7 protein-coding genes and 1 pseudogene are annotated in these 15,378 nt (G+C 44.3%); 3 read left to right on the top strand and 5 right to left on the bottom strand.

What is annotated here, in order from left to right; translation table 11 throughout:
* Nucleotides 1-14 precede the first annotated feature (14 nt).
* A complete protein-coding gene (locus DWW52_RS15710; protein ID WP_118716462.1) occupies nucleotides 15-2,168 on the bottom strand; it encodes a cation:proton antiporter in 2,154 nt (717 codons plus the stop codon).
* A 123-nt stretch (nucleotides 2,169-2,291) separates the two neighbouring features.
* Here DWW52_RS15710 and DWW52_RS15715 point away from each other — a divergent pair.
* A pseudogene (locus tag DWW52_RS15715) lies at nucleotides 2,292-4,658 on the top strand (GH92 family glycosyl hydrolase); the annotation flags it as partial.
* A 37-nt stretch (nucleotides 4,659-4,695) separates the two neighbouring features.
* Here DWW52_RS15715 and DWW52_RS15720 read toward each other — a convergent pair.
* Together DWW52_RS15720 and DWW52_RS15725 are read right to left on the bottom strand one after the other, a co-directional pair.
* Entirely contained in the window at nucleotides 4,696-5,712 is a 1,017-nt protein-coding gene (locus DWW52_RS15720) for a 2-oxoacid:ferredoxin oxidoreductase subunit beta (protein ID WP_118716464.1), read from the bottom strand.
* A 2-nt stretch (nucleotides 5,713-5,714) separates the two neighbouring features.
* Nucleotides 5,715-7,559: a 2-oxoacid:acceptor oxidoreductase subunit alpha gene (locus DWW52_RS15725; RefSeq protein WP_118716465.1), complete on the bottom strand. Its 1,845-nt coding sequence runs from the start codon at nucleotides 7,557-7,559 to the stop codon at nucleotides 5,715-5,717.
* Nucleotides 7,560-7,954: 395 nt separating this feature from the next.
* Here DWW52_RS15725 and DWW52_RS21125 point away from each other — a divergent pair, with 395 nt between their 5' ends.
* A complete protein-coding gene (locus DWW52_RS21125; RefSeq protein ID WP_199692009.1) occupies nucleotides 7,955-9,493 on the top strand; it encodes a mechanosensitive ion channel family protein in 1,539 nt (512 codons plus the stop codon).
* Nucleotides 9,494-9,530: 37 nt separating this feature from the next.
* Nucleotides 9,531-10,592 (top strand): magnesium/cobalt transporter CorA, encoded by a 1,062-nt coding sequence (corA, locus tag DWW52_RS15735; protein WP_118716466.1) that lies wholly within the window; start codon nucleotides 9,531-9,533, stop codon nucleotides 10,590-10,592.
* 126 nt (nucleotides 10,593-10,718) lie between these two features.
* On the opposite strand, the gene DWW52_RS15740 is transcribed toward corA, so the two are convergent.
* Both DWW52_RS15740 and rpoC read right to left on the bottom strand, forming a co-directional pair.
* Nucleotides 10,719-11,027 carry a DUF3467 domain-containing protein gene (locus DWW52_RS15740; protein ID WP_118716467.1) on the bottom strand — a complete coding sequence of 103 codons (309 nt, stop codon included), beginning with the start codon at nucleotides 11,025-11,027 and terminating at the stop codon, nucleotides 10,719-10,721.
* Nucleotides 11,028-11,084: 57 nt separating this feature from the next.
* Entirely contained in the window at nucleotides 11,085-15,335 is a 4,251-nt protein-coding gene (rpoC, locus tag DWW52_RS15745; protein ID WP_118716468.1) for a DNA-directed RNA polymerase subunit beta', read from the bottom strand.
* Between the last annotated feature and the right edge of the window lie 43 nt (nucleotides 15,336-15,378).

Here is a 15,378-nt window from a genome sequence, read left to right on the forward strand (position 1 = left end):
GCAAACGGATTAGATTACTTATTTCTTTTAAACAGACTTCTCAACACATCAGCCAAATCATCCAGACTATCATGTGAATCCGCATGAGGTATGCTTTTCAACGCTCCCAGTTCTTGATCTCCGATACCGATCTGCATCGGATAGATCAGGATACAACTATTTTTACAAAAATATTTATTCAAATAAGAAGGAATCTGAACCATATTTCTTAAATACGAAGGATAATTCTTCCGGCTCATCACAATCATCAAAGCGTCATTCTCCTTCACATCCCTGGAAATTATCAGGAAATCATCCCAATTATTAAATTCGTTAAACTCCACCTCGATATGATGTTTCGCCTGTATCTCCTGCAAAACTTTCAGCACCGAAGCATCAGCATAAAACACGATTTTACTACTTGAATTCTTGGCAATATTCCAAATACGGATCACCCAATAAGGGAAACCAATCTCTCTTTCCGCCCGAGAAGGCACCACGACAACATAACGTTTTACCGTCGATAAAGGTTGTGCCGGACGATAAACCAAAGTCGTTGTGGCACATTTCGACAACACCCGATCGGTCAGGTTCCCCAGGAAAGTGTCGGAAATGACCCCTTCCTTACGTAAGCCAAGTACAATATCGGTAACCTTGTGTTCTTTCGTCGCATTCTTAATCCCGCTCACAATATCATCGTCATAACGTAAAGAAGTTTCCAATTGATTATCCGTGGCGGCGGCAGCCTTCGTTGCCTTTTCAAGTAACATATGAGCTTTCTTTTCTGCTGTACTATCTCCGGCATCAGCCTGTATAACATTCAAGGCAGTCATCACCGACTTTGCCTTCTTGGATTTTATAGTAACCGCCAAACTAACCAATTCCTCCACGTTCTCGATATTACTCAATGGTATCAAAATTCGATCCTCTACCTCCTCGCTATCCACGCTTTCATCCTCTGCGAACTCGGCCAACGCTACTTCCTGCGCCCCTTTCTGCGTGGCAAAAGAAGCGATGATACAAGTCACCAGAATCATCACGATCGTACCGTTCAACACACTTTCATTCAGCAAACGGATAGGTTCCCCCTCCGGGGTTGTCCCCAAGATCACGTTATATCCCACCAAAACGGCCGCCAATGTCGCGGCAGCCTGCGCATTACTCAACCCGAAAATCAAGGTCCTTTCGGAAGAGGTAAAACGGAAATTCTTCTGAACCAACCAAGCCGGAATAAATTTAGAAACCGTTGCCACAACTGTCATAACAACAGCCACCCAGATCGTCGTCAAATCATTCAAGAACACCTGAAAGTTAACCAACATCCCGACCCCGATCAAAAAAAAGGGAATAAACAACGCGTTCCCGACAAATTCGATCCGGTTCATCAATGCAGAAGTATTCGGTATTAACCGGTTTAAAGCCAACCCTGCCAAGAAAGCCCCGATAATTGCTTCCAGTCCGGCTGTTTCCGCCAAGAAAGAAGCAAAGAAAACAAGTCCGAGAACAAATATAAATTGGCCGACACGATCGTCATATCGTTTGAAATACCAACGTCCGACAAACGGGAATCCCCAAATAACAATAAAGGCAAATAGAATCGTAGAAACACTCAATTTTATCCAAAACCCCTGAGTCAACTCCCCGGTAGACATACCCACGATTACCGCCAATACCAGTAACGCCAACAGACAGGTTACAACCGTCCCCCCGATAGCAACGTTTACCGCCCTGTTTTTCGTGATCCCATATTTACTCACGATCGGGTAAGTCACCAGCGTGTGGGAAGCAAACATACTTGCCAACAATATAGAAGTCGGATAGGAAAAACCCAGTAAATAAACCCCGGCAAAAGTTCCCACGATCATCGGTATAAAAAAAGTATAAAGCCCGAAAATCAAACTCCGTTTGCTATTCTTTTTGAAATCGGCCATATCTATTTCCAACCCGGCCACGAACATGATATACAACAACCCCACCGTTCCGAACAACACGATACTGCTATCCCGATCCATGACATGCAAACCGTAAGGTCCTACCAAAGCACCCGCGATGATTAACCCCACGATATCAGGAATCTTGAAACGATGCAATACAAGTGGGGCAAACAGAATAATAAAAAGGATTACAGAAAAAATTAACACCGGATTCGTTAATGGTAATGTAACACTCAATATATTCTGATATATCATAGAAAATATATTTTACTGGTTTTTTAATTCTTCGCTTTACAAATTTATCCTTTTTTAATGAATAGAGAAGCAAAAAAGGATAAATTTGTCCGCAAAATCATCAAAATATAAAAAACGAAACAAACCATGAGAAACCTAGTTAGCCTATTCCTGCTGATTCTATCCCTCCACTCATGTCAATCCTCACCGGAAAACAAACAACCGGTCGATTGGGTTGACCCGCAAATCGGCTCGGTGCATTGCCGTTGGTTCTTTTACACGCCTGCCGCCCTCCCCATGGGTATGGCAAAATTGGCCCCGACCACGAACGCTTACGGAAGTTACGGGAGTTGGTTACCCTGCGGGTATGACGACCGCCACAACTCCATTGAAGGATTTGCCCATTTTCATGAATTCCAAATTGGAGGAGTCATTACCATGCCCACGACCGGAAAATTGAAAACCTTACCGGGTTCTCTGGAAGACCCCGACATGGGTTATCGTTCCCGCATTGATAAAACCACGGAATATGCCACTCTTGGTTATTACTCGGTAAACCTCTCGGATTATAATATAAAAGCTGAAATCACGGCAACTACCCGAACCGGATTTCACCGTTACACCTTTCCTGAATCATCTGAATCAAGGATACTTTTCGACATCGGGCACAAACAGGGTGAAAGCGCAACAGTTACCGGTGCGGAAGTCACCTATCACCCGGAAAACAACGAAGTTACCGGTTGGGTAGAGAATTACCCGATTTACGCCACATTCTGCCAACCGGAAGGCAAGGTGAAAATCTATTTCGCCGCCAAGCTGGACAAGAAACCGGAAACAACCGGCACATTCATCGACGAAGATGTACAAGAAAACACAAATACCGTGGAAGGCCCCGGATGCGGATTATTCCTGACATTCAACACAAAAGATCAAGAACAAATCCAAATGCAGGTCGGTCTATCTTACACGAGTATCGAAAACGCCCGTAATAACCGGGAAGTGGAAGCCAAAGGAAAAAACTTTGATGACGTGAAACTAGCCGCCCGTCAGACTTGGAACGAAATGCTCGGTCGGATTCAAGTGGAAGGAGGAACCGATGCCGACAAGACCAAATTTTATACCGGACTCTATCATGCTCTATTAGGTAGAGGCATTGCCAACGACGTGAACGGACAATTCATTCAACACGATAAAACCATCGGCCAGATTCCCCTAGATGAAAATGAAACTCTCCTCTACGCCCATCATAACACGGACGGGATGTGGGGAGGTTTTTGGAATTTGACTCAAATCTGGTCACTAGCCTATCCCGAAATCTATTCCAGCTACGTGCAATCGAATCTCGACTTCTTTAAAAATTCCGGTTGGCTACATGACGGGGAAGCCGCAGGGGTTTACACGAATGGGGTTCAAACCAACTTTCAGGGACTCGTGATATGCGCCGCATTCCAAGCCGGAATCCGAGATTTCGATCTTGAAACCGCCTGGAAGGCCGTTCGCAAAAACGAACTGGAATACATGGGAAGAGACATGGGAAACGGGAAATACGACAATGAATTCTTCATCAAACAAGGTTATATCCCTTTAAAAGACTACCTGTATCCCAATGGCTGGATCTGCAATTTTGGAGCATCCCACACGCTAGAGTATGCATTCAGTTGCTACGCGGCGGCTCAAATGGCAAAAGCTCTGGGAAAAACAGCCGAACATGACACTCTCATGCAATATTCTCTCGCTTACAAAAACCTGTTTGATCCGGAAACAAAATACATGCGTCCCCGTGAAGCCGATGGCTCGTTCTTGAAAGATTTCGACCCGATGAAAGGCTGGAAAGGCTTTCAGGAAAGTAATGCGGCTCAATACACCTGGTATGTTCCCCACGATGTCAAGGGATTAATCAATCTTATGGGAAAAGACCTCTTCAATGAAAGACTGGAATACACCTTTGTTGAATCACGCAAGACGTTATTCGGGGGAGGCAAAGAGATCGACAGTTTCTCCGGCGTGGAAAAATTATATAATCAAGGAAATCAACCCTGTTTGCATGATGCTTGGCTTTTCAACTATTCCGGGAAACCGTGGCTTACCCAATTATACACCCGTCTGATCTGTGATGAGTTTTACGGAACGACTCCCGAACATGGATACGGATTCGGGCAAGACGAGGATCAGGGACAACTGGGATCGTGGTACGTGATGGCTGCCATGGGGTTATTTGACGTACAAGGAGGTACGAACATCACCCCTTCTTACCAGATCGGTAGCCCGAAATTCAATAAAATCACGATCAAACTAGACCCGAAATACTACTCCGGCAAAGAATTCGTGATCGAAACCACCAATAACGCCCCGGATCACTATTACATCCAATCAGCTACTCTTAATGGCAAACCCTTGGAGGATTGTTGGTTCTATCGCCAGGAAATCATGAACGGCGGTCACTTGAAATTACAAATGGATTCTATTCCAAATACAAAATGGGGCATTGCATCCATGCCCCATTCCAAATGACAAAAAAGGCGCTCTTCAACCGAGCGCCTTTTCAATATTATTTTACTTCCCAAACGTCACCGCTGTTCAGTAAATCTTCAACACAATGAATGGATGATTTAGCTTTTACAGTCTCGATCTGTCCTTCCAACGCATCGTTGTAGGTAACACCTTCCACATCACGGATAACACCCAAAGCTACCGGATATTCAGGAGCTTTCATGTGTACCAGCATCCAGTGCATAGAGGGATTCACACTATGAGCATCATGAACCATGATGTCATCAAGCGTGATACCATCTTTACCGATCTCAACGACCTTTAATTTCCCGGCTTTCATATCGAACATAATACCTTTATCCTTGTTCTTTCCGAAAACCATCGGTTCGCCATGCTTCAAAATTAACTGACGTTCCTCTTTCATCTCTTTATCGGTAATAGCCGAATGAGCCCCATCCGCAAAAATCACACAATTCTGAAGGATTTCTACAACAGCAGTACCCTTATGACGTACACCAGCCTCGATAACTTCTGCCGTCAAATTGATATTCATATCCAAAGAGCGGGCGAAAAATTTTCCCTGCGCACCGATTACCAACTCACCCGGATTAAACGGGGTCTCGATTGTTCCGTAAGGAGAAGTTTTAGTCTTCGTACCCAATTTCGTGGTCGGAGAATACTGACCTTTCGTCAACCCGTAAATCTCGTTATTGAACACCAGCGTGGTAATATCAATATTACGACGGATTGCATGAATAAAATGATTACCCCCGATTGCCAATGCATCACCGTCACCGGAAACCTGAAGAATATTCAATTTTGGGTTAGCACTCTTTGCTCCGGATGCGATAGCGGCAGCACGTCCATGAATCGTGTGGAATCCATACGTGTTCATGTAATAGGGGAAACGGGAAGAACACCCGATTCCGGAAATAACTGCCCACGATTCTTTCGGGTACCCCAATTCAGCCATGGCTTTCTGCACGGAGTTAATGATACCATGGTCACCGCAACCCGGACACCAACGAATCTCTTGGTTGCTCTTAAAATCTTTCGGTGTATATTGTTCTGCCATGATTATTTTCCTAATAATTCGGTTATTTTTTCTTTCAGCTCAACTACCGTGAAAGGTAATCCTGCTACTTTGTTATACTGATAATAAGTGTAATGCGGGAATTTAGCTCTTAAATATTGAGCAAACTGTCCCAGGTTCAACTCGCAAACGATGATCTTTTTGAATTTACCAAGCACCTCGTCCGTGTTCTTCGGAAGCGGGTTGATGAAATTGAAATGAGCCAAACTTACATCCTGTCCCTCTTCTCTCAATTCACGAACAACCGAGTACAAGTGACCATAAGTACCACCCCAACCAACAACAAGCACGTCACCACCATTCTGGTTTCCGAAAATTTCTTGTTGAGGCAGACAATCCGCAATCTTAGCCACCTTAGCATCACGCAAATCCGTCATGATTTGATGATTTTCAGGAACATAACTAATTTCACCTGTTACATTCACTTTTTCCAGACCACCGATACGATGTTCCAATCCTTTCGTTCCCGGCAAGGCCCACATTCTAGCCAATGTCTCCGGATCACGCGCATAAGGTTTGTAGTCATCGCCTTCTTTAGCTATTCTCGGGGTGATCACGGGAAGATCCTTCATGGAAGGAATTTTCCAAGGCTGAGCACCGTTACCCAGATAACCGTCAGTCAACAAAACGACCGGGGTCATATGTTCCACGGCAATCTTAGCAGCCCAGAAAGCATAATCAAAACAGTTACCCGGGGTACTTGCAGCCACCACAGGCATCGGGCTTTCACCATTACGTCCGTAAAGAGCTTGCAACAAGTCGGATTGTTCTGTTTTCGTGGGAAGACCGGTAGAAGGACCGCCACGTTGAACGTCAACAATAACCAAAGGCAATTCAGCCATAACCGCCAAACCGGCAGCCTCACTCTTCAATGCCAAACCGGGACCTGAAGTCGTGGTGATAGCCAGATTTCCAACGTAACTTGCACCGATTGAAGTACAAATTCCGGCAATCTCATCCTCTGCCTGATAAGTCTTAACTCCTAAATCGCGTCTCAACGCCAACTCCTGCAAAATATCCGTTGCCGGAGTGATAGGATAAGAACCGCAGAACAAAGGTAAATTCGCCTTCTCTGCTGCAGCCAGGAATCCCCATGCCGTAGCCTTATTACCGGTAATTGTCCGGTAACGTCCTTTCTCGATCTGGGCCGGGGCCACGTTGAAGTGTACGGCCAAAGCGTGAACGTTAGCAGCATAGTTGAACCCGCTTTCCAATACTTTCACGTTAGCATGAGCGATCTCGGGTTTCTTGCCGAATTTCTGGTTAATAAAATCTCTCGTGTGATCTACCGTACGATCGAACATCCAGTATATCATACCAAGAGCAAACATATTCTTACATTTAACGATAGACTTCTGATCCAGACCACTGTCTTTCAAAGCCTCTTCCGTCAAAGTCGTGATCTTTACGGGGACCACGTTATAATCTTGCAAGATAACATCTTCCAGCGGGTTTGATTTATACCCGGCCTTCTCGATATTCTTGTCATTAAATGCATCCAAATTCACGATAATCGTCGCACCCTTTTTTGCCCAACGCAAGTTGGCCTTCAAAGCGGCAGGATTCATCGCCACCAGCACATCTGCAAAATCTCCCGGAGTCTTCACGGGATCATTCCCGATATGTACCTGGAAACCGGAAACACCACCTACCGTACCTTGCGGGGCGCGTATTTCAGCCGGATAATCCGGAAACGTTGATACACCGTTTCCAAATAAGGCCGCAGCATCCGAGAACTGCGAGCCGGTCAATTGCATCCCGTCTCCCGAATCTCCGGAGAAACGAATTACAATATTCTTTTTTTCGATAACTTTTGTCTTTTCACTCATGACTTAGTTACTTGTTCTTTAATATTAGATTATAAATAATATACTATGATATCACACTAATTTTATGTTGTAAAACATGCGTAAAGGTAGCCAATAGAAATATCTAAACAAGTTTGTATCAGTATTTTTTTCTTCTTCGATATCGCCCTGACATTCAAGGTTGAGCATGTCGAAAAACATGTTTTTCAGCATAAATTAAATAAAACAATTCTAAATAACGAACATTTTTCCGCCATTTTTTAGTTACTTTCTTGTTACGATTGAAAATTTCAGGAACAAAATCCCTTTCAATATGGAACAAATTCATGCTTTAAATTGTATAGATAATAAGTTTTGTATAATTTTATCAAGTAAACACGTACATAGCCACAAAGTAATTTTTTAAACATACCGTCATGAAAAACTATCTGATTTTACTCTGCCTGATTTTGGGAACAATAAGTTGCGGAAAGAAATCATCCATTTCCGATTTTATCAATCGCCCGGACGATTCACAAAACCCGTACACGATCAGTTCTACCCACGTGGGGCCGATTGCAAGAGGCACGAACATCCGCCAACTTTACGCCATGTATCCCCCGAAACAGATTAAACTTATAAAAAACAAAGGCGGGTTCTTCAATCAGGAGTTCGACGACTACAACATCTATGATCGCAACGGGAACCTGTTGTTTACCGCCACTCCCGAAGTCGCCGGGGATACTAGTTCCTTCATTAACCGGATCATCATCCGGGATACATCCTTCAAAACTTCCGAGGGTATCGGTTTGAATTCCACGCTTGGACAACTCCGGAATGCCTACCACAATATAAACTTCCTTCCTTCCTCTGGAGAGATTGTAGTTTCAGTTCCGAAAGTCAGCACCAATTTTTTGATCAACAAGACTAATCTCGATGATTCCTGGTGGGACAACAACACGAATCAAGTCATCGAAAAAAATATCCCGGATAGCACACATATAGACGGGGTTGTCGTTTTTTGGAACACGAAAGAAGCACAACACACACCAGCTATTTTCACCGCCGTATTTTGGAATGAAATGTTGACAAAACTCGTTACCTGGTGTGTGATCGAACTTCCCTCCATCGCGATCTTGATCATTTTATTCGTGTCTCTACTGCGAGCCTTACGATTTACCACCCAAAAAATGAAAAAAATAGCCATCAATAAAGCCCATCGAGCCGAAAATATAGACGACAACGAGGCTGAAAAACGAATCAATACACTAACGGGAATTATACACGGAATCGGAAGAATTTTCCTGTGGGTAATTTTCCTTCTGATCTTGCTCGGAAAATTCAATATCAACATCGCCCCCATCCTAGCCAGTGCCGGGATCGTCGGGTTAGCCGTCGGCTTCGGGGCACAGGAACTTGTGCGGGATTTCATTTCCGGGTTCTTTATTCTACTGGAAGATCAACTACGCACCGGAGACTGGGCCGTAATCAATGGAACGGAAGGATTGGTTGAAAAAATCGAGCTACGAACCGTCACCCTCCGCGATAGTTCCGGAACCGTACATATTTTCCAGAACGGGAAAATAAACACACTTTCCAACATGACCAAAGAGTGGTCCGCCATTGTCCTCCAAATCGGTATTGGCTACAAAGAAGACACGGATAACGCTATCATGCTCATGCAACAAGTAGGTGACGAAATGTTCAACGACCCGGTTTACAGAGAAATGATGTTAGAACCGATATCCATCAGCGGGGTAAATGACTTCGCCGATAGTGCCGTTGTTATCCGTCTTGTTCTCAAAACAAAACCCATGCAACAATGGGCTGTCGGAAGAGAATACCGTAGACGCCTGAAAAAAGTATTTGACGCGAAAAACGTGGAATTCCCCTTCCCCTATCGTACCCTCACCTGGGGAGACAGTTCCAATCCCATCAAACTAAAAATAGAAACATCAGACTCGGATTCGAAATAACTTTTATCCTTTAGTCATTAACTTTTAACTTCATCGTATGGCTCGTTTTCTAAAAGATCGAACAAAATCACAAGGTGCCCCTCCCGGTTCTCTCATCTTTATCGGGAAGCAAAAAATGACAAAGAACTCTATTCATGTCATTCAATACACGAGCGAAGGAATCAAGGAATCCTTCCCCGAAACACTAACAGACATCATGAATGCCGTATCCAATGATCACATGACCTGGATCAACATATCGGGCTTACAGAACACGACTCTAATCGCGGAAATGGGAAAAGCTTTCGATGTATCACCCTTATTCTTGGAAGACATTTTGAATACCGATCAGCGTCCCCGGTTCAGCGAGGAATCCGACCACCTATACATCATCGCCAAATCATTCTATCTGGGACCCGAAGACAACATCGTACACATGGAACAACTATCTTTCATCGTAGGTTCACACTATCTGGTCTCGATTCAGGAAACAGATGCGGATTATTTCAAAGCGGTAAAAAAACGCCTCTACGACGGAAAAACCCGCATCCGGTCTTTCGGAACGGATTATCTCTGTTACGCACTACTCGACACACTTGTTGATAGTTATATCATTAACCTGGAAATTCTCGGAGCCGCTATCGAAGAAAGAGGTAAAACCATCCTGGATGCCGACCCGAAAGCCATGGAAGACCTTTATCATTACAAAACGGAACTGTCCTATATTCGGAAAAACGTCCGCCCTTTTAAAGAAGTTACTACCCGCTTTACCAACTGTGATTCTCCTTTAATTAACCAGAACACGTATACTTACCTGCACGATTTGGATGACCTTGTCGTCCAAGCTCAAGAAGCCATCGAGATATACTACTCCATGATATCCGACCAAATGAACCTTTACCAAACGAATATCAGTAACCGGGTAAACGATGTCATGAAAATATTAACCATCTTTTCCGCACTCTTCATTCCACTCACCTTTATCGCCGGAATCTACGGGATGAACTTCGAGTACATGCCCGAATTACAAAACCATTACAGCTACTTTATCCTATGGGGAATCATGATCGTCATCACCATCATCATGTTACTCTACTTCAAAAGAAAAAAATGGCTTTAATAACTTTAGATTTTAAATTTACGATTTTAAATTCCAGCCACACAAGGCCACGCTATCCGATTATTTGAATGCGTTAACTTTGTGCGGCTGGAATCTAAAATCGTAAATTTAAAATCTAAAATTACCTCAGGCTTGTCCCTGCTGTTCCAAATCCAACGGAAACACCGGACCGAGAGATTCCGGTAAATTGATTTTCCCGAAATCCTGCTCATACCTCCGGATATTATCCTGCAAAGCCAACATCAAACGTTTGGCGTGTTCCGGGGTCAAGATAATACGACTTTTCACCTCAGCCTTAGGCAAGCCGGGCATCATACGGATAAAATCAACAATAAACTCGGATGTTGAATGAGAAATTATAGCCAGATTTGCATAAGTACCTTGTGCAACTTCATGGTTCAATTCGATGTCGAACGGATGATTTTTTTCTTCCATAACAATCTTAGGTTAATAGTATATAACAATAGAGGCGCCTTTCAGCGCCTCTACCTATCATTTGTCTTTTTCCATCCTCTCAAGGTCTGCCTTAGAACCTACAATCATACTTCTAAATTCTTTCATACCTGTACCCACTGGTATCAAGTGACCGCAAATCACGTTTTCTTTCAATCCTTCCAACGGATCGACTTTACCGTAAATTGCTGCTTCATTCAATACTTTCGTAGTCTCCTGGAATGATGCGGCAGAAATGAAACTAGCCGTTTGCAAAGCTGCGCGGGTAATACCCTGCAATACCTGTGCGGAAGTTGCGGGCACGGCATCTCTGGCTTCCACTACTTTCAAGTCCCGACGTTTCAACTGAGAGTTAATATCTCTCAACATACGTACAGAGATAATCTGTCCCGGTTTCACCCGATCCGAATCCCCGGCTTCAAGAACAACTTTCTTTCCGTAGATCGCATCGTTTTCCTCCATGAACTCACTCTTGTCAACCACTTGGTTTTCCAAGAATCTCGTGTCTCCGGCATCTTGGATCAATACCTTACGCATCATCTGGTGTACGATAATCTCGAAATGCTTATCGTTAATTTTCACACCCTGCATACGATACACATCCTGTACCTCGTTCACGATATACTCTTGTACCTTAATCGGTCCTTCGATATTCAAAATATCAGTCGGGGTAATTGCACCATCAGACAACGGGGTCCCGGCACGTACATAATCGTTCTCCTGAACCAAAATCTGTTTTGACAAAGAAACCAAATATTTCTTCACCTCGCCAGCTTTCGAAGTCACGATGATTTCACGGTTACCACGTTTGATCTTACCATAAGTAACCTCTCCGTCAATTTCCGATACAACCGCGGGATTCGACGGGTTACGAGCCTCGAACAACTCGGTAACACGAGGAAGACCTCCCGTGATATCGCCTGCCTTACCGACAGCCCTCGGAATCTTGGCTATTGTACTACCGGCTACAACCTCGGCCCCCTCTTTCACGACGATGTGAGCACCCACGGGCAAGTTATAACTCTTCACCGTGTTACCGTCTGCATCATTTATACACAGAGCGGGAGCTTTCATCTTATCACGGAACTCGATGATAATCATTTCTCTAAATCCGGTTGTTTCATCGGACTCTTCCTTGTAGGTTTCACCATCAATCAAGTTCTCCAATCCGATCGTACCCGAAAATTCAGTAATGATCAACGCGTTGAACGGGTCCCATTCGCAAAGTAATTCACCCTTGCTGATCTCCTGACCATCCTTCACGAACAATTTAGCTCCGTAAGGAATAGCGTGAGAAATCAATATAATATTCGTGTTCTTATCCAATATACGCAACTCCGTCAAACGACCTACAACCACGTCACAGGTAGTTCCGTTATCTTGCGTGTACTCCACAGAACGCAATTCCTCATATTCAACGTAACCATCATACTTGGCCTTCAAAGAGTTCTCGCTGGAAATATTTCCTGCGGTACCTCCCACGTGGAAGGTTCTCAATGTCAACTGAGTACCCGGCTCACCGATTGACTGGGCGGCGATAACTCCAACGGCCTCACCTTTCTCAACCATACGGCTGGTAGCCAAATTACGTCCGTAACATTTAGCACATACCCCCTTCTTCGCCTCGCAAGTCAATACAGAACGAACCTCAACACGTTCGATCGGGGATTTCTCGATAATATCGGCAATCTCCTCCGTGAACTCCTCTCCGGAAGCCACGATCAATTCACCTGTATTCGGGTGATAAATATCATGTACAGAAACACGTCCTAAAATTCTCTCCGACAAAGAAGACACAATCTCCTCGTTATTCTTGATAGCTGAAATGGTGATACCTCTCAACGTACCGCAATCCTCCTCGGTAATCGTGATATCGTTCGCCACGTCAACCAGACGACGAGTCAAATATCCGGCATCGGCAGTCTTCAAAGCCGTATCGGCCAAACCTTTACGAGCACCGTGGGTTGAAATAAAGTACTCCAACACGGAAAGTCCCTCTTTAAAGTTAGCCAAAATCGGGTTCTCGATAATTTGAGCCCCGGTAGCTCCTGATTTCTGCGGTTTTGCCATCAATCCACGCATACCTCCCAACTGACGAATCTGCTCGCGAGATCCACGGGCTCCGGAATCCAACATCATGTAGATAGAATTGAAACCTTGATCATCCGCGGCCAACTGCTTCATCAAAGTTGAAGTCAGGTTAGCGTTCACGTGTGTCCAAATATCAATAATCTGGTTATATCTCTCGTTGTTGGTAATGAATCCCATGTTATAGTTCGCCATCACCTCCTCAACCTGATCATATCCTTCCTGCAACAACTCTTGTTTGTTCTCCGGAACAATAACGTCTCCCAAGTTGAAAGACAAACCACCCTCAAATGCCTTACGATAACCCAAATCCTTGATATCATCTAGGAACTTGGCCGTCACATCCACACCGCAACGTTTAAACACGTCACCGATGATATCACGCAAAGCCTTTTTCGTGATCAACGTATTAATATAAGGATAATTCTTCGGGGTAGATTGGTTCAGGATCACACGACCGACCGTAGTCTTGATCATGTGTCTGATCGGTTGGCCATCCTTATCCACGTCATCAATCTTCACTTCAATTTCAGCGTGCAAGTCTACTGCTCTCTCGTTGAAGGCAATAATAACCTCTTCGGGAGAATAGAACTTCAAACCTTCACCCTTTACACCCTTTCTCGGTTTCGTGATATAATACAAACCGAGTACCATATCCTGAGAAGGCACCGTGATAGGCGCACCGTTCGCGGGATTCAGAATATTGTGAGAACACAACATCAAAATCTGAGCTTCCAACACGGCCTCATTACCTAACGGCAAGTGTACGGCCATCTGGTCACCATCGAAGTCGGCGTTGAATCCGGTACAAGCCAGCGGGTGCAGACGGATAGCCTTACCCTCGATCAATTTCGGTTGGAATGCTTGAATACCCAAACGGTGCAGGGTCGGGGCACGGTTTAACAATACCGGGTGACCTTTCAACACGTTTTCAAGAATATCCCAAACGATCGGATCACGACGATCCACGATCTTCTTGGCACTCTTTACCGTTTTCACGATACCGCGCTCGATCAACTTACGGATAATAAACGGCATATACAATTCAGCCGCCATATCTTTCGGAAGACCGCACTCGTGCATCTTCAAGTCTGGACCGACAACGATTACCGAACGGGCTGAGTAGTCAACACGCTTACCCAACAAGTTCTGACGGAAACGTCCCTGTTTACCTTTCAAACTGTCGGAAAGAGACTTCAACGGTCTGTTATTCTCAATCTTAACAGCGTTGGATTTACGAGAATTATCGAACAATGAATCCACGGCTTCCTGCAACATACGTTTTTCATTACGCAAGATCACATCCGGAGCCTTGATCTCGATCAATCTCTTCAAACGATTGTTACGGATAATTACCCGTCTGTACAAATCGTTCAAATCCGAAGTCGCGAAACGACCTCCATCCAACGGAACCAACGGACGCAATTCGGGAGGTATTACAGACAACACCTTCACGATCATCCATTCCGGTTTATTTATCTCTTTGCTCTCACGGAAAGCCTCCACCACCTGAAGACGCTTCAAAGCCTCGTTCTTTCTCTGTTGAGAAGTCTCCGTGTTTGCTTTATTTCTCAAATCATAGGAAAGATCATCCAAATCCAAACGCTCCAACAGCATGGAAATAGCTTCCGCACCCATTCTAGCGATGAACTTATTTGGATCATCATCATCCAAATATTGATTATCCGTCGGAAGCTTATCCAGAATATCCAGATACTCCTCCTCCGTCAAAAAATCCATTGTTTTGATACCCGACTCTCCCATGATTCCGGGGTTCACCACCACGTATCTCTCATAGTAGATAACAGTATCCAGTTTCTTGGAAGGCAAACCTAACAAGTAACCAATCTTATTGGGTAACGACTTGAAATACCAGATATGAGCCACCGGAACCACCAACTGGATATGTCCCATGCGTTCACGTCTAACCTTCTTTTCGGTAACCTCTACACCACAACGGTCACAAACGATACCCTTGTAACGGATACGCTTATATTTACCGCAATGACATTCATAATCCTTCACCGGACCGAAAATACGCTCGCAAAACAAACCGTCACGTTCGGGTTTGTAAGTACGATAGTTGATCGTCTCCGGTTTTAATACAGCACCACTAGACCGTTCCAGAATCTCTTCCGGAGAAGCCAATCCGATGGCGATTTTAGTAAAATTTTTTACTTTATTGTCTTTTCTGAAGGCCATATTTATGATTTTAGATTTCAGATTTTAGATTTACGATTACATA

The organism is Odoribacter sp. AF15-53 (genome assembly GCF_003479425.1).
Classification (GTDB): Bacteria; Bacteroidota; Bacteroidia; order Bacteroidales; family Marinifilaceae; genus Butyricimonas.